At 61.3% G+C, this 17,842-nt stretch carries 20 protein-coding genes, 1 tRNA gene and 1 pseudogene; 12 read left to right on the forward strand and 10 right to left on the reverse strand.

The genetic code is table 11. The features are described 5' to 3' along the window. On the forward strand, window positions 1-469 hold a 469-nt coding region (locus CHEJ32_RS0115995; RefSeq protein WP_028034688.1), incomplete at its 5' end, for an IS630 family transposase. A 75-nt stretch (window positions 470-544) separates the two neighbouring features. Here the strand turns inward: CHEJ32_RS0115995 and rpoH are convergent. Continuing rightward, window positions 545-1,471, reverse strand: coding sequence for an RNA polymerase sigma factor RpoH (gene rpoH, locus CHEJ32_RS0116000; protein WP_028034689.1), 927 nt, complete (start codon window positions 1,469-1,471; stop codon window positions 545-547). Between the two features lie 165 nt (window positions 1,472-1,636). After that, window positions 1,637-2,668: an RluA family pseudouridine synthase gene (locus CHEJ32_RS0116005; RefSeq protein ID WP_028034690.1), complete on the reverse strand. Its 1,032-nt coding sequence runs from the start codon at window positions 2,666-2,668 to the stop codon at window positions 1,637-1,639. 30 nt (window positions 2,669-2,698) lie between these two features. On the opposite strand from CHEJ32_RS0116005, the gene CHEJ32_RS0116010 reads away from it, so the two are divergent. The 5 genes and pseudogenes from CHEJ32_RS0116010 to CHEJ32_RS0116040 all read left to right on the forward strand — a co-directional run bounded on the left by CHEJ32_RS0116010 (window position 2,699) and on the right by CHEJ32_RS0116040 (window position 6,387). Then, window positions 2,699-3,094, forward strand: a complete 396-nt coding sequence (locus CHEJ32_RS0116010; protein WP_028034691.1) for a hypothetical protein — start codon at window positions 2,699-2,701, stop codon at window positions 3,092-3,094. 1,205 nt (window positions 3,095-4,299) lie between these two features. Further along, a tRNA-Glu gene (locus CHEJ32_RS0116025) sits at window positions 4,300-4,375 on the forward strand. A 248-nt stretch (window positions 4,376-4,623) separates the two neighbouring features. Continuing rightward, window positions 4,624-5,388: an HpcH/HpaI aldolase/citrate lyase family protein gene (locus CHEJ32_RS0116030; protein WP_028034694.1), complete on the forward strand. Its 765-nt coding sequence runs from the start codon at window positions 4,624-4,626 to the stop codon at window positions 5,386-5,388. A 48-nt stretch (window positions 5,389-5,436) separates the two neighbouring features. Beyond that, window positions 5,437-5,906 (forward strand): annotated as a pseudogene (locus CHEJ32_RS25050) (DUF1801 domain-containing protein). A 55-nt stretch (window positions 5,907-5,961) separates the two neighbouring features. Beyond that, a complete protein-coding gene (locus tag CHEJ32_RS0116040) occupies window positions 5,962-6,387 on the forward strand; it encodes a DUF1801 domain-containing protein (RefSeq protein WP_034658621.1) in 426 nt (141 codons plus the stop codon). A gap of 23 nt (window positions 6,388-6,410) precedes the next feature. Here the strand turns inward: CHEJ32_RS0116040 and CHEJ32_RS0116045 are convergent, their stop codons facing one another. Further along, window positions 6,411-7,493, reverse strand: coding sequence for a substrate-binding domain-containing protein (locus tag CHEJ32_RS0116045; protein WP_051469707.1), 1,083 nt, complete (start codon window positions 7,491-7,493; stop codon window positions 6,411-6,413). Between the two features lie 242 nt (window positions 7,494-7,735). On the opposite strand from CHEJ32_RS0116045, the gene CHEJ32_RS0116050 reads away from it, so the two are divergent. The 6 genes from CHEJ32_RS0116050 (at window position 7,736) to CHEJ32_RS25055 (ending at window position 14,028) form a co-directional block, all read left to right on the forward strand. Next, entirely contained in the window at window positions 7,736-8,785 is a 1,050-nt protein-coding gene (locus CHEJ32_RS0116050) for a sugar ABC transporter substrate-binding protein (protein WP_028034697.1), read from the forward strand. A gap of 90 nt (window positions 8,786-8,875) precedes the next feature. Further along, window positions 8,876-9,691, forward strand: a complete 816-nt coding sequence (locus CHEJ32_RS0116055) for an ATP-binding cassette domain-containing protein (RefSeq protein WP_028034698.1) — start codon at window positions 8,876-8,878, stop codon at window positions 9,689-9,691. Beyond that, a complete protein-coding gene (locus CHEJ32_RS0116060) occupies window positions 9,681-10,925 on the forward strand; it encodes a sugar ABC transporter permease (RefSeq protein WP_028034699.1) in 1,245 nt (414 codons plus the stop codon). The genes CHEJ32_RS0116055 and CHEJ32_RS0116060 overlap by 11 nt, the downstream gene beginning before the upstream one ends. Before the next feature lie 23 nt (window positions 10,926-10,948). Then, complete coding sequence (locus CHEJ32_RS0116065; protein ID WP_028034700.1) at window positions 10,949-11,677, forward strand: SDR family oxidoreductase; 729 nt, start codon at window positions 10,949-10,951, stop codon at window positions 11,675-11,677. A 51-nt stretch (window positions 11,678-11,728) separates the two neighbouring features. Next, window positions 11,729-13,366 (forward strand): FGGY-family carbohydrate kinase, encoded by a 1,638-nt coding sequence (locus CHEJ32_RS0116070; RefSeq protein WP_028034701.1) that lies wholly within the window; start codon window positions 11,729-11,731, stop codon window positions 13,364-13,366. 134 nt (window positions 13,367-13,500) lie between these two features. Continuing rightward, entirely contained in the window at window positions 13,501-14,028 is a 528-nt protein-coding gene (locus CHEJ32_RS25055; RefSeq protein ID WP_034658636.1) for an SH3 domain-containing protein, read from the forward strand. Between the two features lie 182 nt (window positions 14,029-14,210). Here CHEJ32_RS25055 and CHEJ32_RS0116080 read toward each other — a convergent pair whose 3' ends face one another. From CHEJ32_RS0116080 to CHEJ32_RS25065, 7 genes are all read right to left on the reverse strand, one after another. Continuing rightward, window positions 14,211-14,477, reverse strand: a complete 267-nt coding sequence (locus CHEJ32_RS0116080) for a zf-TFIIB domain-containing protein (protein WP_028034702.1) — start codon at window positions 14,475-14,477, stop codon at window positions 14,211-14,213. A 67-nt stretch (window positions 14,478-14,544) separates the two neighbouring features. Then, entirely contained in the window at window positions 14,545-14,874 is a 330-nt protein-coding gene (locus tag CHEJ32_RS0116085; protein ID WP_028034703.1) for a low affinity iron permease family protein, read from the reverse strand. Window positions 14,875-14,947: 73 nt separating this feature from the next. Further along, a complete protein-coding gene (locus CHEJ32_RS0116090) occupies window positions 14,948-15,436 on the reverse strand; it encodes a BA14K family protein (protein ID WP_028034704.1) in 489 nt (162 codons plus the stop codon). Window positions 15,437-15,530: 94 nt separating this feature from the next. Then, on the reverse strand, window positions 15,531-15,932 hold the full coding sequence (locus CHEJ32_RS0116095; RefSeq protein ID WP_028034705.1) for a lysozyme inhibitor LprI family protein: 402 nt from the start codon (window positions 15,930-15,932) through the stop codon (window positions 15,531-15,533). 221 nt (window positions 15,933-16,153) lie between these two features. Then, on the reverse strand, window positions 16,154-16,909 hold the full coding sequence (locus CHEJ32_RS25060; RefSeq protein ID WP_051469708.1) for a DUF3618 domain-containing protein: 756 nt from the start codon (window positions 16,907-16,909) through the stop codon (window positions 16,154-16,156). Next, the gene (locus CHEJ32_RS0116110) at window positions 16,906-17,301 is read right to left on the reverse strand and encodes a phage holin family protein (RefSeq protein ID WP_028034706.1); all 396 of its coding nucleotides are present in this window, start codon (window positions 17,299-17,301) and stop codon (window positions 16,906-16,908) included. Before CHEJ32_RS0116110 ends, CHEJ32_RS25060 begins: the two co-directional genes overlap by 4 nt. After that, the gene (locus CHEJ32_RS25065; protein WP_051469709.1) at window positions 17,291-17,797 is read right to left on the reverse strand and encodes a hypothetical protein; all 507 of its coding nucleotides are present in this window, start codon (window positions 17,795-17,797) and stop codon (window positions 17,291-17,293) included. Before CHEJ32_RS25065 ends, CHEJ32_RS0116110 begins: the two co-directional genes overlap by 11 nt. Between the last annotated feature and the right edge of the window lie 45 nt (window positions 17,798-17,842).

The following is a 17,842-nucleotide window of genomic DNA, read 5'->3' on the forward strand; positions in this document are numbered from 1 at the left end:
CTACCGCTGGGGACCATGCGGCAAGCGCCTGCGCGGCTTTGCCCCGCACGGCCACTGGCGCACGCTGACCTTCCTCGGCGCTTTGCGCCACGACCGGCTGACGGCGCCTTGCGTCTTCGACGGACCGATCAACGGCCAGTGTTTCCGCGCCTATGTCGAGCAGCAACTCGTGCTGGTGCTTAAACCAGGCGACATCGTCGTCATGGACAATCTCGGCTCTCACAAGTCGGCCGCCGTCCGGCAGATGATCAAAGCCGCCGGCGCAAGGCTCTGGTATCTGCCCCCATACTCGCCCGACCTCAATCCGATCGAGCAGGCCTTCGCCAAGATCAAGCACTGGATGCGTGCGGCCCAGAAGCGAACCATCGAGGAGACATGGCGGCACATCGGCGGCCTTGTCTCCTCAATCCAGCCCAGCGAATGCAGTAACTACTTCGTCAATGCAGGATACGCTTCCGTCAAAACCTGAAAGGCTCTAAGAAAAAGCCCTCCCGGATGGGAGGGCTTTCAATGTCATCGCGCTGCAGTTTCAGGCAAGACAGCTTCAGACGGAAGCATGCTGTCCTTCGTTCTGCGTCTGGGTGGTGCGGAGCGCCTGGGCCTGACGCTTAGCGGAGGCCTTCACCGCTTCCTGCACCTTTTCGAAGGCGCGCACCTCGATCTGACGCACGCGTTCGCGGCTGATGTCGAACTCGCCGGAAAGCTCTTCCAGCGTCATAGGATCGTCGGAAAGCCGGCGAGCCTCGAAGATCCGGCGTTCCCGATCGTTCAGGACTCCCATGGCGTCTTCCAGCATGCGCCGGCGCGACTCCAATTCGTCCTGCTCAACCAGCATCTCCTCCTGGTTCTCGTGTTCGTCCACAAGCCAGTCCTGCCACTCTCCGGACTCGCCCTCGGTTGCGCGGATCGGCGCGTTGAGGGAAGCGTCGCCCGAAAGACGGCGGTTCATTGAAATGACCTCGTCTTCGCTCACATTGAGCCGTGTGGCGATTTCCGATACCTGCTCCGGATTGAGGTCGCCCTCTTCCAGAGCCTGAATCTTGCCTTTCACCTTGCGGAGGTTGAAGAACAACCGCTTCTGGTTCGCCGTGGTGCCCATCTTCACGAGGCTCCACGAGCGCAGGATATATTCTTGAATAGCCGCCTTGATCCACCACATCGCATATGTAGCCAGGCGGAAGCCGCGTTCGGGTTCGAACTTCTTGACGGCCTGCATGAGGCCGACATTACCCTCGGAGATGACTTCTCCGATGGGTAAGCCATAGCCGCGATATCCCATGGCGATCTTCGCCACGAGCCGCAGATGGCTGGTTACAAGCTTATGCGCGGCGTCGGTGTCGCCATGCTCGTGATAACGCTTCGCGAGCATGTACTCCTCTTCCGGCTGAAGCATGGGAAATCTACGGATTTCCTCGAGATAGCGGGTGAGACCACCCTCGCCAGATACAATGCTTGGCAATGTCTGGGCCATTTAGCACCCTCCTTTCTTCGCCCCCTAGAGGCGGGCGGACGCGTGGCCGCACCGGTGCGCACCACGACACATAGCCTATATAGGGACAAATGCGGAGAAATAAAAGCTTCCTACGCCGGTCAACAATACGTTACCGGGCTCGCGGTATCAATCCGCATTCCGTGATCACAAACTGGCGAAACCGTCGAGAAGTTCCCTCATATCGTCAGGAATTGGGGCTTCGAAATGCATCAGCCTTCCAGTTTCGGGGTGGCGGAAGGCAAGGAGTCGCGCGTGCAAGGCCTGCCTGGGAAAGGTGGCGACCTTTTGCGCCAGCTCCGGCGGAAGGCGGTTGACCTTGGTGCGGAACGCGCGTCCGTAATCGGGATCGCCCAGAAGCGGGTGGCCGATATGCGCCATGTGGACCCGGATCTGGTGCGTGCGTCCGGTTTCCAGCCGGCATTCGACAAGCGAGGCGATCTGCTCTCCAGGATTCCCGGGGCCGTACCGTTCCAGAACCGTGAAGTGAGTGACTGCATGGCGCGCATCGGAGCGTCCGGCGGGCACCACGGAACGAAGCGTCCTGTCGCTCGAGGAACGGCCAAGGGGAACATCGATGGTGCCGGATGCGCGATGGGGAGCCCCCCAAACAAGCGCGACATAGGCGCGTTCGAGGTCGCCGTCTCGTCCGTGATCCGCGAAAGCTGCGGCGAGCAGGCGGTGGGCATGGTCGCTCTTGGCCACCACCATCACGCCGCTCGTGTCGCGATCGAGCCGATGCACGATTCCCGGCCGGCGCACCCCGCCAATCCCCGAAAGGCTTTCGCCGCAATGGTGGATGAGGGCGTTCACCAGCGTGCCCGTCCAATTGCCCGGTCCGGGGTGAACCACCAGGCCGGCCGGCTTGTTGATTACGATCAGGGCGTCGTCCTCGTAGAGGATCTCAAGCGGAATGTCCTCGCCCTGAGGTTCCGGCGTTTCCGGCTCGGGCAGGATGATCCGGTAGGTCTCGTCCATCGAAACCTTTCGCTTGGGTTCGCTCACCACCCGGCCATCAAGCGTTACCGCGCCTTCGCGGATGAGGGCCTGTATGCGGCTGCGGGAGAATTCCGGTGCGAGTGCCGTCGCAAGCCACTGGTCGAGTCTCTTGCCTGCGGATCCTTCATCTGCCCGCAACTCTTTCCATCCCGCGCCGGCTTCGCTATCAGGACCACTCATTTCCGATTTCTCTCACGATTGGAAGAACCCATGGCCGGGCCGGATGCCTCGCTCGAACCTGATGAAGAGAAACCGCTCGACCCCGCCACGGAGCGCGTGCGCCGCAAACTGGTTCGCTTCATGGTCATCAATCTCGGCATTTTGCTCGCCGCGGTTATGGCCGTGGTGTTGGCGCTTGTCTACAAATCCGTGAGCGAGAAGCCTGCCGAAAGAGAAATATCCGCGGTACCCACCGTCCCTTCGGGTGAGATGATCTCCGGCACGATCCCTCTGCCTGCGGGAGCCCGCATCATTTCGCATTCCGCTGCGGGAGACAGGCTCACGCTGCTTGTGGCACTCGCCGACGAAAGCCAAGCGATCTACCTCTACGACATTCCGGCGAGGCAGATAATCGGACGTTTCTCGGTGACGGGCGAAGGACACTAAGCGAAGCTTGGGGCGGCATCCCCACCGGCTACACGATATGAGAACCCGATAGCCTTGCGTCGGGAGAAGCTGGCTTCGCCTCTGTTCGAAGCCTGGACGCCAGCCGGTGCATGCCGTCCATGAGTCGCAGATGTCGCCGCTCAAGCCTCTGCTCAAGGTATACTGCAGGATGAGCAATACGACGCCAGATAATTCAATTATATAAATATCCTTTATCAATAACTCACGCGTTCTCCGTATATAGTCTCCGATAAGCTGACGTAATTTCATAGTCTACTTAATTTATAGGTGTTTTATGGGTCGTTCACATATTTTGGCCGCTCTTCTTGTCGGCCTTACTCTTCCGGGCTGTGCCGCTGTAGAGGAGGCATGGAGGCAGGCAACCATGTCGGATCGGGACCGTTGCCTAAGTTACGGGCATCGTGAAGGCAGTGAGCGGTTTGCAAGTTGTATGCAGAGGCTTTCCATGCAGCGCGAGATACAAGCTGCAAACCGGCGCCGTCAGGAGGAAATTCAAGCTGCAAACCGTCGTCTCGATGATCTAAGGAACGAGTTTCGGAAGCGGACAGAAGCCGAGGCGGAAAGCCGCAGGCGCGCTGAGATGGAGGCAGAGACAGAGCGGCGCCGGCGCACGGAAGCTGAAGAAGAAGCCCGCAGGCGCATGCAGGCAGAAGAAGAATCGCGCCGACGCGCAGGGGTCGAGGAAGAGAGGCGTAGGCGCGCCGAAGCGGAAGCGGATGCCGAAAGGCGCCGGCGCGCGGAAGCGGAAGCAGAAGCCGAAAGGCGCCGGTCTGAGGCCGCAACCACTCGTGTATCGCCCGAGCCTCCCTCGCCGTCCATACCGCCCATGCCACCTGCGCCAGACTTGGGCGGTGGTGGCGAATGGTGAGCCGAAGCTAAAGGAATAATCGCAGACGGGAAAGAATCAGCTTCGCGCAAGCGATGGTTTGCCGGCTGCGCCTGTTCCTTTTGATATCCAGGCCGCAAAACCCTCTCGGCGAACGAGTGCTCGTATTGACGGCTCCGGCGCGATTGTCGTCGATGCTGCCACGCGGCGGGGTTTCCCTCAGGGGCCGCGCCGCGCATTCGCGGTTTTCGTGGCGATCGGCAGGAGCATTTGGAACCGGCTCCACGGAATATTCGAAGAAGCGGTTGGAGGCTGTTGCAATTCCTGCTGATCCCGACTATATCGCGGGCTTCTGAGCGCTCCCATCGTCTAGCGGTCTAGGACGCCGCCCTCTCACGGCGGAAACAGGGGTTCGAGTCCCCTTGGGAGTACCAGCTTTCTCCATCAAGTCAGCGCCGGCTAATGCGACCCCAACTGTGGGCACGCGACTGTTTTTGTGCGCCTATGCGCAGTATTTGGCCGGCTCGCCAAAGGTGAGCAGCCTCAAGCTTCCATCAGGAAGAGCTCATCGGTTGCGATCGGTATCGGCTGCTTCTATCGCCGATGCCGGACTCAGCGTGCGTTGTGAAAGGCTCTGAGTTATTGAGGCCTGCGCAGGTGATTCAATGGTGAGGAGGATTTCATGCCCGGCTTTCGTCAAAAATGTCTCGAATCTGAGCGGCTCATCGGGACATTCGCGGCGATCCCACACGCCGTCGCAATTGAGATTATCGCTTCATCAGGCGTGGATTTTCTTTGCATTGATTGGGAGCATTCCCAGATCGGCCGGGAGCATATCGAGGACCTCATTCGCGCTTCCGATGTGCATCGGATTCCTGCAATGGTGCGCGTTCCCGGGCATGCGCAGGAATGGATCGCTTCCGTGCTCGATGCAGGTGCGGCAGGTGTGCTCGTCCCGCGGATCGCAACGGCAGAACAGGCGCGGCGCGCGGTTGCTGCCACGCGTTATCCGCCCTTGGGCGAAAGGGGCGTCGGGCCGGGGCGCGCATCCTGCTACGGGTACCGCATCCCCGATTACCTCGACACGGCCAACTTGAATATTCTCCTGGCCGTTCAGGTCGAGACGGCGGAGGGGCTCGCGAATATCGACGAGATCGTTCGTGTCGAGGGCGTGGACATGATCTTTATCGGCCCGGGAGACCTGTCTGTCTCCCTCTCTGCCGGCGGCAGGCCGGGCGCCGAAGAGCTCAATGCTGCAATCGGCAGGATCACGGAAGCGGCGCGCGATGCCGGGAAGGCCGTGGGCATCTTCCGTCCGTCGACTGAGGATATCGACGCCTGGTCTGCGCGGGGGATCAGCTTTTTTATATTGGCCAGCGATACGATGATCCTTGGAGCCGGATTGGCTGCCGCGGCCAAGGCCGCACGGGAGTGCGGGTCGACTTGATTCCAAATCGCGGTATCCTCGTTTCTGTCCACGAATGGAGCGAATGCGATGGCCAACGAGAAGCCCCGAGCAGGGAGCCCCGAAAACAAGGGGGAAGCCCCCGGTTCTGAGGTGGCCGCAAAGCCGGTGCTCCTCGCGGGTGGCAATCCTCAAATTCCCAAGGGCTACGGAGACGCTCCTGTGCAGGCCTATATCGCGGCCATGCCCGGCTGGAAAAGCGATGTCGGCCGCCGCATCGACCAGATCATCACGAGCGTCGTTCCCGAGGTGAGCAAGGCAGTCAAGTGGAATTCCCCTTTTATGGTATCGAGGGGCAGGGATGGTTTGCCGCCTTTCATTGCTTCACGAAATACATCAAGGTGACCTTCTTCCGCGGAAGCTCGCTCGATCCCCTTCCGCCCGGCAAGTCCAAGCACAAGGAAGTGCGATATCTTGATGTTTACGAAAACCAGTTGGATGAAGCACAGCTTGCCGATTGGATAAGGCAGGCTAGCCGGCTGCCCGGCGAAAAAATGTGAAGGCGCGACCGCGGGCGTGCTCGGTCCTTATAAAGCGCGAAGGAATCGATAATTGATGGAAAAGGGTAGCAAGGAAACCGGCGCGTCGCCCTCTCAACTGATCGATGCGAGAATCCAGGAACTTAATGATTGGCGCGGCGAGACCCTCGGCCGGATCCGCTCACTCATCAAGGAGGCCGATCCCGAAGTGGTGGAGGAGTGGAAGTGGAGAGGGGTGCCGGTATGGTCGCATGCCGGGATCATCTGCACCGGTGAAACCTATAAGAACGTCGTCAAGATGACCTTCGCCAAGGGCGCCTCGTTGGAGGATCCATCCAGCCTTTTCAACTCCAGCCTGGAGGGCAACACCAGGCGGGCGATCGATATCCGTGAAGGCGACAAGATCGATGAGGAAGCATTGAAAGCGCTCGTTCGCGCTGCCGTCGCACTCAACCTGTCCACCCGTCCCAGCCGAGCTCGAAAAAGTGCAAAGGAGGCTTGAGGGCAGCCTGTCGACGGACGGTCTTAGCCGGCAAGGTTCACCTCCCGAAAAGCCTCTCCCGTCCGGCTCCATTCATCGGGAACGCGGAGGATGCAGGGAATCTTGCGGAGGATATTGGCCGACGGTTGCATGTCGATCATCTCGAACACCGCTTCCAGCATATGCGGCACGTCCTGTTCCGCCATCCCGACGTTCTCCGGCAGGCGGGCAGCAAAGGAATCCCAGTCGAAGCAGCCAAAGCGAAGGCCGGATCTGCCGCCTCGCTTGTTTCGCTGCATCCACCGCACCACGCCCTCGAGCGTGATGGTGGAATTGACGAAAATTCCGAAGCGCTCCGGCAGATCCATTGTTTCAAGCGCTTCCTCGGCCTTCTCCGCCGCGTAGCCTCTTATGATGATCTGGTCCGCCGGCACTTCGAGCCCCAACTCGGCATGGGCTTCGCGAAAGCCGCGTAGCCGCTCGGCGGTATTGTGATCGCTCGCGCGCCCGCCGATGAAATAGAGCGGTTCGCGCACCCCAAACTCCGCGCGGATGCGGGAAAGAATGATGCGGGTCAGGTCGCGTGCTCCGCCGAAATTGTCCGAAACAACGGAAGGCGAGCGGCTTCCCGGCAGGTCGAGATTGATCGTCCTGATACCTGCCGCCGCGCATAGCTCGCTGATCCGGTCGGGATCCGTCGCTCCGGTGGCGATCAGCAGGTCCACCTGATAGGAAACGAGCGCGCGTGCGGCCTCCACTTCCAGTTCCGGTTCGCGCTGCGTGCAGGTGATGACCGGGAAGAGCCCGCGCTGCCGGCTGCGCGCCTCAAATTGCTCCGCAATCGCGCCGAAATACCGGTTGTCGTATTTGGGCATGATCATGCCCACGATGTTGGAGCGCTCCCGCCGCAGCACGCTCGCTTGCAGATTAAGCGCGTATCCCTGTTCCTCTGCGATACGGGTAATCCGCTCCGCCAGCTTTTCGCTGATGCGGCGCTTCTTCCAGGTGCCGTTCAGGACAGCGCTCACCGCGCTGGGAGAGGTCCCGGCGATTTCCGCGATGTCGTAAATCGTTGTCCTTTTTATCGAATTCCCGGCGCCATTGCCGGCGCCACTGCCGTTGTCCACGCGCTCACCCTTTCATGTCGCGATTTGATCTTGACACCAAAGCGACGAAACAACAATCTTAGCTTCATCGATTGAGCACGTATGCACAATCGATGGTGCAATGGAAAACCGGGCTATGCTGGCCAAACGGCTTGCAGGACGGCGGTTACAAATTCACGGGCAGGGAAGCCTCTCCTCGCGGGAGCCCCTTAAGAATGATTTCAGCTCTTCTCGGGCTGGAGCGATATGTGGAGGAAACAGACATGAAGACGATCCTTACGTTTGCCGGCGCCTCAGCCTTGGCCATGGCCGCGCTTTCCGGCACCGTATCCGCACAGGAGGCGGCGACGGTCGCCTTTCTGATGCCCGATCAGGCATCCACCCGCTATGAAGAACATGATTTCCCGGGCTTCAAGGCGGCAATGGACGAGCTTTGCCCGGACTGCACGGTGATCTACCAGAACGCCAATGCGGATGCCTCGCTGCAGCAGCAGCAGTTCAACTCGGTCATCGCCCAAGGGGCGAAGATCGTCGTTCTCGATCCGGTGGACTCGGCGGCTGCCGCAGCCCTTGTGGAGATTGCGCATTCGCAGGACGTCAAGGTCATCGCCTACGACCGTCCGATCCCCGATGTCCCGGCGGATTATTACGTCTCCTTCGACAACAAGGGCATCGGTCAGGCGATTGCTCAATCCCTCGTGGATCATTTGAAGGCCACGGGCGTTCCCGCAGGATCCGGCGTCCTTCAGATCAATGGCTCGCCGACGGATGCCGCCGCTGGCCTGATCCGCGACGGCATCGATGCGGCGCTTGACGCCTCCGAATACAAGACGCTCGCCGAATACGACACGCCGGATTGGGCTCCGCCGAAGGCGCAGGAGTGGACCGCCGGCCAGATCACCCGTTTCGGATCCGAAATCATGGGCATTGTCGCCGCAAATGACGGCACGGCGGGCGGCGCGATCGCGGCCCTCAAGGCAGCTGGCGTCAATCCGCTCCCGCCCGTCACCGGCAATGACGCGACCATTGCAGCGCTGCAGCTGATCATTTCCGGCGATCAGTACAATACCATATCCAAGCCTTCCGAGATCGTCGCCCGCGCAGCGGCGGAAGTGGCGGTAACCTTCCTGAAGGGGGAGACTCCCGAGGCGAAGACCACGCTCTATAATACCCCGTCGGAGCTTTTCGTGCCGGCCGTGGTCACGAAGGAGAACATCAAGGCCGAGATCTTCGACAAGGGCATCCAGACGCCTGAGGAGATTTGCACCGGCGAATATGAGGCGCCTTGCAAAGAGCTCGGAATCCTGAAGTAAGCGCGCGCTAGCGGCTATCCTGAAGAAGACCATTGCGCTCACGCGATCGAGTTTGCGTGGGCGCAGGGCCGAGAAAGGAGGGAAGGGCGAATGAGCGCAGTGTCCCCCGGCAACATGACGCGAGGCGAGCCAATCCTGCGCCTGCGCGGCATTTCAAAGCAGTTCGGAGCGGTATCCGCGCTGGCCGATATCGATCTCGATATCCATGCGGGCGAGGTGGTGGCGCTTGTCGGCGACAATGGTGCGGGCAAGTCTACCCTCGTGAAGGTTCTCGCCGGCGTGCATCAACCCACATCCGGCACGGTCGAGTTCATGGGCCGGGAAGTGACGCTCGACACGCCCGCAAAGGCCCTGGAGCTTGGCATCGCCACCGTTTTCCAGGACCTGGCGCTTTGCGAGAACCTGGACGTGGTCGCCAATCTCTTTCTGGGGCACGAGGTTGCCCCCTGGCATCTCGACGAGGTGGCGATGGAGGTTCGTGCCTGGACGCTCTTGAACGAGCTCTCGGCGCGTATCCCTTCCGTGCGTCAGCCGATCGCTTCGCTCTCAGGCGGCCAGCGGCAGACCGTCGCCATCGCCCGTTCCCTTCTGCTCGATCCCAAGATCATCATGCTGGATGAGCCGACCGCCGCCTTGGGTGTCGCGCAGACGGCGGAGGTTCTCAACCTGATCGAGCGGCTGCGTGACCGCGGTCACGGCGTCATCCTGATTTCACACAATATGGAGGACGTCCGCGCGGTCGCCGACAGGATCGTCGTGCTGCGTCTCGGGCGCAACAATGGCGTGTTCACCACCGAAAACTCGAACGAAGAACTCGTAGCGGCCATAACCGGCGCAACGGAAAATGCGGTCTCGCGCCGCCGTGCCCGCAAGTCTGAACAGATAGGCGTTGAACATGACGCATGAGAGCCGTTCCGCCGCACTCGACCGCGCCGACGTTCGGGTTCGGCATGATGAAGGTTTCGCCGGCATGGCCCGGGGCTTTATCGACCGGATCCGCACCGGCGATCTGGGCATGCTGCCCGTCGTGGTCGGGCTGATCCTCATCGCTACGGTCTTCACGTCGCTGAACCCGGTCTTCGTGGCGCCCAACAATCTCGTCAATCTTCTCTTCGACGCGGCGGCTGTCGGATGCATATCGCTCGGCATCGTCTGCGTGCTCCTGCTCGGCCAGATCGACCTGTCCGTCGGCTCGATGAGCGGACTTGCCTCCGCGCTTGTCGGCGTCCTTTGGGTGAATATGGGCACGCCGCTGCCATTGGCCGTGCTCGGCGCTCTTGCCACGGGCGCCGTTGTCGGCTTCATCTACGGCACATTCCTCAACCGCTTCGGCATGCCGAGCTTCGTGTCCACTCTGGCCGGTCTCCTCGCGTTGCTTGGCCTGCAGCTTTACATCCTCGGGCCGACCGGCTCCATCAACCTCCCCTACAGCTCGCCTCTCGTGCGTTTCGGACAGATCCTGGTGATGCCTGACTGGCTCAGCTATGTGCTGGCGATCGTCCCAGGTGTGGTGATGGTCGTTCTCGGCCTTCGCACAATCCGCACCCGTGCCGCCGCCAATCTGTCGAGCCCCGGTATCAGCGTTCTTTTGTTCAAGGCGGGCGTGCTTACCGCGGCCCTGCTGATCGCGGTGGTCTATCTCAACCAGGGGCGTGGCATCCCCTACATGTTCGGCCTGTTCGTCGTGCTGGTCGTCGTGATGAACTACGCGCTGACCCGCACGAAATGGGGCCGGTCCATGTTCGCGGTCGGCGGCAACACAGAGGCTGCGCGGCGCGCCGGTATCAATGTCAACCGCATCCGGCTCTCGGCCTTCGTGCTCTGCTCCACGCTGGCCGCTCTGGGTGGCGTGCTTTCCGCCTCCCGCCTCGCATCGGCCAGCCAGCAAGCCGGCACCGGTGACGTGAACCTGAACGCGATCGCAGCCGCCGTTATCGGTGGCACGTCGCTGTTCGGCGGACGCGGCTCTGCCTGGTCAGCGCTGCTCGGCATATTGGTGATCCAGTCCATATCGAATGGTCTCACGCTGCTCAATCTGAGCTCGTCGCTCCGCTACATGATCACCGGCGCGGTGCTTGCGATCGCGGTGATCGTGGATTCCCTTGCGCGCCAGTCCCGCGCCAGCCATGGCCGCGCTTAATCCTAATCGAATGGAGAAAGACAATGGCTGAAAGCATGAAGGGCAAGGTCGCCGCCATCACCGGCGCGGCATCGGGCATCGGCCTCGAATGCGCCCGCACGCTCCTTGCCGAAGGCGCCACCGTCGTCATGATCGACCGGGCAGAGGATCGGCTGAAAGCCCTTTGCGAGGAACTCGGCCCCAATGCCCGGCCTCTGGTCGTTGACCTGTTGGATGGCCCGCAGGTCTCGTCCATGCTCGACAAGATCATCGAGATTGCAGGCCCGCTCGACATCCTGCATGCCAATGCCGGGGCCTATGTCGGTGGCCCGGCGGCCGAGGGAGATCCCGATGCCTGGGATCGGATGCTCAACCTGAACATCAACGCCGCGTTCCGCTGCGTCCGTACCGTCCTGCCTCACATGATAGAACGCCGGACGGGCGATATCATTTTCACCTCGTCGGTTGCCGGCGTGGTGCCCGTCGTTTGGGAGCCGGTCTATACGGCCTCGAAATTCGCCGTTCAGGCCTTCCTGCATGCGACGCGGCGCCAGGTTTCGCAACACGGCATCCGTATGGGCGCAGTCTTGCCCGGGCCGGTGGTGACGGCCCTCCTCGACGACTGGCCGAAAGCCAAGATGGAGGAGGCGCTCGCCAACGGCTCGCTGATGCAACCGAAGGAAGTGGCGGAAGCGGTGCTCTTCATGTTGACGCGCCCGCGCAACGTGGTCATTCGCGATCTCGTCATTCTCCCGAACAGCGTGGACCTCTAGACAAGCCGCCTTCGGCGGGGGCCCCCGCCTGGCTGACGCACAGGAGCGCCAATGCCCCAGGACCGGACTTCTTTCGCCCGTAGCGAAGCCTATCTGCTCGGCATAGATGTCGGCACAGGCAGCGCACGTGCCGGTCTCTTCGACCGGGATGGCAGGATGGTCGCTGCAGACAAGCGCGACATAGCCCTTTGGCGGGAGGGTGCTGAAATCGCCGAGCAATCGAGCAATGACATCTGGTCCGCCGTTTGCGAGGCCGTGCGCGGCGCGGTGGCAAAGGCCGGCATCGAGCCGTCTCTGGTCGCCGGAATCGGCTTTGACGCGACCTGTTCGCTTGTCGTCCTGGGAGATGGCGGCAGGCCGCTGCCCGTCGGCAGGAGTGGAAATCCCGAACGCAACATCATTGTCTGGATGGATCACCGGGCGATCGAGCAGGCGGAGCGGATCAACGCGACCCGCCACAAGGTACTGGATTATGTCGGCGGCGTGATCTCGCCGGAAATGGAGACCCCGAAGCTCCTTTGGCTCAAGGAGAACCTGCCCGACACTTACCATGCCGCTTGGCAATTCTTCGATCTGGCCGATTTTCTGAGCTGGCGGGCGACAGGGGACCTTTCGCGCTCCACCTGTACCGTCACCTGCAAGTGGACCTATCTCGCGCATGAAAACCGCTGGGATCCGGATTATTTCCGCAAGATTGGCCTGGGCGACCTGCCCGAGCGGGACTTCGCTCCCATCGGACAATCTGTGGTTCCGCCCGGCACTCCGGTCGGGCAGGGGCTGAGCGGCGAAGCGGCTGCCGAACTGGGTTTGCGGCCGGGGATTCCGGTCGGCGCGGGGCTGATCGACGCGCATGCCGGTGGCATCGGCACCGTGGGCGCGGATGGAGAGCCGGAAAAGAATCTCGCTTATGTCTTCGGCACCTCATCTTGCACGATGACAACCACTCGCGACCCTGTCTTCATCCCAGGCGTTTGGGGTCCCTATTTCCAGGCCATGGTTCCGGGCATGTGGCTCAACGAGGGCGGCCAATCGGCAGCCGGTGCAGCCATCGACCAGCTCTTGTCGTTTCATCCGGCATCCGCCGAAGCGAAGCAGGAGGCGAAGGCAGCGGGCACATCATTGCCGGGATGGCTTTCCGAGCGGGCGCGCCAGACGGTAAGCGACCCGTCCGAGGCCGCAATGCTTGCGCGCGGCCTTCACGTCGTTCCGGAATTCCTCGGCAATCGCGCGCCCTTTGCCGACCCGCACGCGCGTGCGGTCATCGCGGGCCTCGGCATGGAACAGGATGTTTCAAGCCTCGTGTCTCTCTATATCGCGGGCATTTGCGGCATAGGGTACGGCCTGCGTCAAATCCTGGAAACACAGGACAGGGCAGGGGCCATTGTCGAGCGGATCATGATTAGCGGTGGAGCGGGGCAGGACCCCCTCGTGCGCCAGATCCTGGCCGATGCGGCCGGACGCCCGGTCTTGGGCAGCCAAGTCGAAGAGCCTGTGTTGCTCGGCGCAGCAATTCTTGGTGCCGTCGCCTCGGGTCTCTATCCGGACATCGTTACCGCTATGGGCTCCATGTCCGGAACATCGGCTGATTACCAGCCTGCCGGCGGCGCGATCGCCGCGGAGCATGAGGCACGATATCGGGCCTTCCTTTCTCTTCAACAGGCGGCCCGGGACGTCCGCGCCGCCTCCTGATACTGCCGCAAACGAGCGGGCACTTGATGCCTTTCTCATGAACGGCTTGTTCATCCTGTGCTCATTCGGGACCGTTTAAAACCGCCTCGTTTCCTGGCCTGCTTCGGCGGCCCATCACCAGAAATGAGGTTCGTATGTCGTATAAGTCTCTCGGTGCGGTTGCCATTCTCGCAACGCTACTTGCGCCCGGTGCGGCCATGGCCGCATCCGCGGTCGCGACCACCAATGTCAATCTTCGGGCAGGTCCCTCCACCGCTTATCCCGCGGTCAATGTGGTCGGCGCGGGCGAGGGCGTCAGAGTTCACGGATGCCTGAACAGCCGGTCGTGGTGCGATGTGAGTTATGGCCGCCAGCGCGGCTGGATGTCATCGAACTATCTTGCATTCATCGATCGTGGCCGGCGCTATACGGGCACCCACGCTGTCACCGCGCTTCGCGCCCCCGTGATCACTTTCTCATTCGGCAAATACTGGGACGATCATTATCGCGGGCGGCCGTTCTACCGTGATCGCGACCGCTGGGAGCGGCGGGACTTCCGCGATGCCCGGCAAGAGCTGCGACATGAAAGGCGCGATGTTCGCGACGCTCGCCGCGAACTCCGAGAAGAACGTCGTGAATTGAAGGATGCCCGCAAAAGGGTGGAGCATGAGCGCTGGCGCTAGTGCTGGAACCGGATCGGCTTTTGAAGCCGAACGCGTCGGCCCGATAAGCGCGATACGTCGATTCGATAACTTACTGGCGTCCTTGTGCGTCCGAATGGACGTGCGGCGCTGTAACGGAGGCGTATCAGAATGAAGGGCGGCTTTGGCCGCCCTTTTTCACTTCTTCCGCACCGAATACCTGATCAGAAATCGAAGATTTCGCCCAGCAGGGACTTTTTCTTCTTATAAGGACGCTGCGCGCCATGGTCCCGGTCGCCGTAATGATCCCTGCTTTGGCTTTGCGGTCTTTGTCCATATTGAGCGGATGGCGCGTCGTCGGCGGTCCGCTCTATTATCTTGTCGAGTTCTCCCCGGTCCAGCCAGACTCCGCGGCATTTAGGGCAATAATCGATTTCGATTCCTTGCCGCTCGCTCATCACGAGTTCAGCTCCGTCTAGTGGGCACTGCATGTCTCTCTCCTCCGGCTAGGCCTTGAACTGTATCACGGGATGCCTCTTGGCGCGCGCTCAGAGTCGTTCATTCCGAAATCTGCTGATGGGCCCGATGCTCTTCGATGACTTCGGGCTCTTCCTGATCCAGCTTGGTAAGATCGTTGCGCGCACGCGTATGAACGCGAAGAAGCTCGTCCAGCTTGGCCTGAAGCGCCTGGGTATCGCGGTGCTCGGCACGCTGGATGAAGAGCGTCATGGCCCAGGTGACGAGGGTGGCAAATCCGTGCCAGTCCAGCGTCTCCGGCTGGATGATGATCCATAGAACCGTGTAGCTGCCCAGGACTACGAATGCCCCAGGACGCGCGCTTAACGTGCCCAGACTGGTCGTGACCCGGCGGACTTGTTCCAGAACCATGCCGCCAAACCGCAGAGTTAGGCTGAGGTTCCAGAGAGGCGGGTCCGTGCCGAGGCAGCACGGACCCCTGCGGTCAGCTATAAGGCGATACGCACTGGCGACGCGGCCCGTTGTAAGGCTGGTATGTGTTGTCCGATGGACGATAGGATCTGTACCGGTTGTAGCACCATTGGACATGGGCGTTGCCGGCGGGCCTTGCCTGTTGGCCCTGGCTCATGGCGCCGCCGATAATAGCCCCGAGCGCAAATGCGGCAGGCGGAAACCACCAACCATTATATTCGCGATATCCCGGCCGGCGCTCGCGGAAACCCCTGTGGCCACGCCAATATACACCATCGCCACGACGCTCGAAGCGGTCATTGTCCCAGCCGCGACGGCGATCGTCGCGGTATCTGAAATCGCGATCCCGGTCGAAGCGGCGGTCCTGGACTTTGATGATGTTGGGAGTGGCTTCCACAGCCTGTGGAAGTTTGAGAGGAGCGCTCATGGCCGGCGCTGCGGTCCCGATCATCATCGCGACCGCGAGCATCCCACAGAGCGACGCTGACGGTTTCTGTCTCATTTTGGCCTCCAGATTGAAGCGTCTGCTCTTCAACCATGAGGAGGAGCAACAGTTCCCTCGATGGAGTAGTCGGCGTCCTAATCGTACTTATGGATCATCTGGCAGCCGGAACGGGGCAGCTTAGATCGCCCTCCTGACAGGAGAGATAGGTTTCGAGGTCCTTTAGGCGAGCTTGGGTGAGGCTTTGCATGCAGCCTGACAGAACCGCCGGATAGATGCTGCCCTCTGCGGCATTGGAGGTCTGGAACCGGCACTCCGCGTCCCGGTAGGCGATCCAGGCGCGCTGTGCTCCTGTCAAAAGCTTTCTCGCATCCTCATCCAGGCGTGCCACGATTTTCTGATACGCGGTATTGAGTCGCGCATCCGCTGCCTTGTAGGCCTTGTCCGCGCATTGGTTCATTGTGGCTTGGTCTTCGGGCTCGGCGCAGTCTTCGGCAACAGCGTTCGAAATGGAAGCTCCCAGAAATAGCAGGGCGGCGAGCAGCGGCAATCTCATCAAGCATCTCCCTTCGTTGACCCCGGCCCACTGCCGAGAGTCCTCGATTTGCTGCTTCATCGCAAGGGAGCTAGCGGTCGAACCACCAGATGGCCAGGGCGACCACGAGCACGATGAGGAGATAGGCTATTTTTCGCGGTTCGAGGCGGTACATCTGCGATCCGTCCGGTTTGACGAATCGCTTATATACCGCCGGGCAGATGAGTCACACTCTCTGCCGGCTATTGCTGGCCACGCTCAGTGAGCGAATCCTGGGTGCTGCTGCTTTCCTCGGTTGCCGAATGAACGGTTTCGGAAACAGCGCTTTTCGCCTGTTCCAGCCCACTATTCATCGCATCCATCGCGCTTTCGCGCGCCTTCTGCCCATAGGGCCTAAGAACTTGCTCCTCGGCTCTGGTCGTGGGCAGCATGGCTCCGATCGCGGCGCCCACGGCCATTCCAAGCGCCCCGATGATGAGCGGTTCTTGGTCGAGCGTGTCGCTTACCATCCTCTGCAGGTTGCTTCCCGCATCCCGAACGCGAGAAGATGCGTGTCGGCCAGCATCGCTCGCCCATTGACCTGCCGCGTGCGCCCGCTCGCTCGCTGAATGCAATGCGCTCGTCGCCGAGCTTTCCGAAGATGTTTCGGAGCCGAAGGAAGACGTGCCGTAGGATTCCTCGGGCCAGCTTCCGTCGGTGTTCGGATAAGTGCCGCTGCCGCTCATCTTGTGCCGCAACGTATCGGCTTTCGGGCCACCCCCCATGAAAAGCCAAGCCAGTCCGACGCCGACCAAGGCCAAGGGCAGCGGATTGTCCCTGACCTGGGTTTTCAGATTGTCCAGGGCCAAGGCACCATCGGAATTCTTGAAATACGTGCCGATTTCGTCGAGGAGTTGGCCGGGAGAGAGTTTCCGCTGGAGCGTCTCGGCGGTTTCGCTCATCCTGCTGCGGACGGCTTCGGCCTCGCGCTCCAGTTCGGCTGATGATTTCTGCGTCATCGGATCTGCTCCTTTACTGTCCGCACATCCCGATCCAATTGCGCCTGTGTCCGATCGGGCGTCAGATTGCTCGCCGACATGTTCGAGCTTCCCGTCCTGACCAGGATGGCGCCCAGAATCGCGACGACGACTCCGACCAAAAGGGATGCCCATGCGGGCCCGAGGCCGAGGCGCGCAAGCGCGACGATAAGGGCCTGCAAAAGAACCAGCAGGGCGGCCATGAGGCAGATGGCGCCGGCAATCACCTCGATTGCCCCGTTTTTGACCTGTCCGAGCTTCTCCGACATTTCGGTGCGAAGAAGCTCGAATTCAGTCCTTACAAGCGTCGAGGCCTGGTCTGCCAGGTCCGATATCAAGGTTGTAATTCCGCGCGGGTCATCATTAGAAGACATCGCTACCTCCCGGCATCGGGCTCCGCCTATCCGGTAACGGCTCTAGGCTGTCCTGCTGATCCATGGCTGTTTCATGCGACGTTGTCGGGGCGGCGCTTCGGGCAAACCGGCCCAACGCCACGCCCACGAGCACCGAACCGAGCATGAAAGCACCCGGATGCTCGCGTCCGAAGCGCCTGACGTCACCGACGAGGTCATCCAGCCGCTTCTGGCCGATCGCATTAGAAATTTGCTCAAGCCCGCTGGCGGCCTGGGACAGAAGCTGCGAAGCAGGACCCTCATCCTTGTCTTTCAGCTCGTCGCCGGCGTGCCTTACTGCCTCGGCAAACGCCCGCAAGCTTTCTGAAGTCGCACCCCGTGCCTCTTCGACGCGGTTCCTCGCCTCCTGCTTCATGTCGGAGCCGATCGTCGAAGCGGTGTCGCCAAGCGAGCTTGCCGTACCTGAGGTGGTTTGGGCGGGCTGGGTGCGGTCAGCCTGATTTGTCGTGGTTGCCATCATGTCCTCCTATGACAAGCCGAGGAAGGAAAGGATGGCGAGCAC

The organism is Chelativorans sp. J32 (assembly GCF_000518985.1).
GTDB lineage: Bacteria > Pseudomonadota > Alphaproteobacteria > Rhizobiales > Rhizobiaceae > Chelativorans.

What these genes read in the sequence shown, in the direction of transcription:
- CHEJ32_RS0116005 (WP_028034690.1), bottom strand. Translation starts at nt 2,668, where the DNA reads ATGAGTGGTCCTGATAGCGAAGCCGGCGCGGGATGGAAAGAGTTGCGG.
- CHEJ32_RS0116095 (WP_028034705.1), bottom strand. Translation starts at nt 15,932, where the DNA reads ATGAGATTGCCGCTGCTCGCCGCCCTGCTATTTCTGGGAGCTTCCATT.
- CHEJ32_RS0116065 (WP_028034700.1), top strand. Translation starts at nt 10,949, where the DNA reads ATGGCTGAAAGCATGAAGGGCAAGGTCGCCGCCATCACCGGCGCGGCA.
- CHEJ32_RS0116060 (WP_028034699.1), top strand. Translation starts at nt 9,681, where the DNA reads ATGACGCATGAGAGCCGTTCCGCCGCACTCGACCGCGCCGACGTTCGG.
- CHEJ32_RS0116090 (WP_028034704.1), bottom strand. Translation starts at nt 15,436, where the DNA reads ATGAGACAGAAACCGTCAGCGTCGCTCTGTGGGATGCTCGCGGTCGCG.
- rpoH (WP_028034689.1), bottom strand. Translation starts at nt 1,471, where the DNA reads ATGGCCCAGACATTGCCAAGCATTGTATCTGGCGAGGGTGGTCTCACC.
- CHEJ32_RS0116080 (WP_028034702.1), bottom strand. Translation starts at nt 14,477, where the DNA reads ATGCAGTGCCCACTAGACGGAGCTGAACTCGTGATGAGCGAGCGGCAA.
- CHEJ32_RS0116070 (WP_028034701.1), top strand. Translation starts at nt 11,729, where the DNA reads ATGCCCCAGGACCGGACTTCTTTCGCCCGTAGCGAAGCCTATCTGCTC.
- CHEJ32_RS0116030 (WP_028034694.1), top strand. Translation starts at nt 4,624, where the DNA reads ATGCCCGGCTTTCGTCAAAAATGTCTCGAATCTGAGCGGCTCATCGGG.
- CHEJ32_RS0116110 (WP_028034706.1), bottom strand. Translation starts at nt 17,301, where the DNA reads ATGTCTTCTAATGATGACCCGCGCGGAATTACAACCTTGATATCGGAC.
- CHEJ32_RS0116055 (WP_028034698.1), top strand. Translation starts at nt 8,876, where the DNA reads ATGAGCGCAGTGTCCCCCGGCAACATGACGCGAGGCGAGCCAATCCTG.
- CHEJ32_RS0116040 (WP_034658621.1), top strand. Translation starts at nt 5,962, where the DNA reads ATGGAAAAGGGTAGCAAGGAAACCGGCGCGTCGCCCTCTCAACTGATC.
- CHEJ32_RS25060 (WP_051469708.1), bottom strand. Translation starts at nt 16,909, where the DNA reads ATGACGCAGAAATCATCAGCCGAACTGGAGCGCGAGGCCGAAGCCGTC.
- CHEJ32_RS0116050 (WP_028034697.1), top strand. Translation starts at nt 7,736, where the DNA reads ATGAAGACGATCCTTACGTTTGCCGGCGCCTCAGCCTTGGCCATGGCC.
- CHEJ32_RS25065 (WP_051469709.1), bottom strand. Translation starts at nt 17,797, where the DNA reads ATGGCAACCACGACAAATCAGGCTGACCGCACCCAGCCCGCCCAAACC.
- CHEJ32_RS25055 (WP_034658636.1), top strand. Translation starts at nt 13,501, where the DNA reads ATGTCGTATAAGTCTCTCGGTGCGGTTGCCATTCTCGCAACGCTACTT.
- CHEJ32_RS0116085 (WP_028034703.1), bottom strand. Translation starts at nt 14,874, where the DNA reads ATGGTTCTGGAACAAGTCCGCCGGGTCACGACCAGTCTGGGCACGTTA.
- CHEJ32_RS0116010 (WP_028034691.1), top strand. Translation starts at nt 2,699, where the DNA reads ATGGCCGGGCCGGATGCCTCGCTCGAACCTGATGAAGAGAAACCGCTC.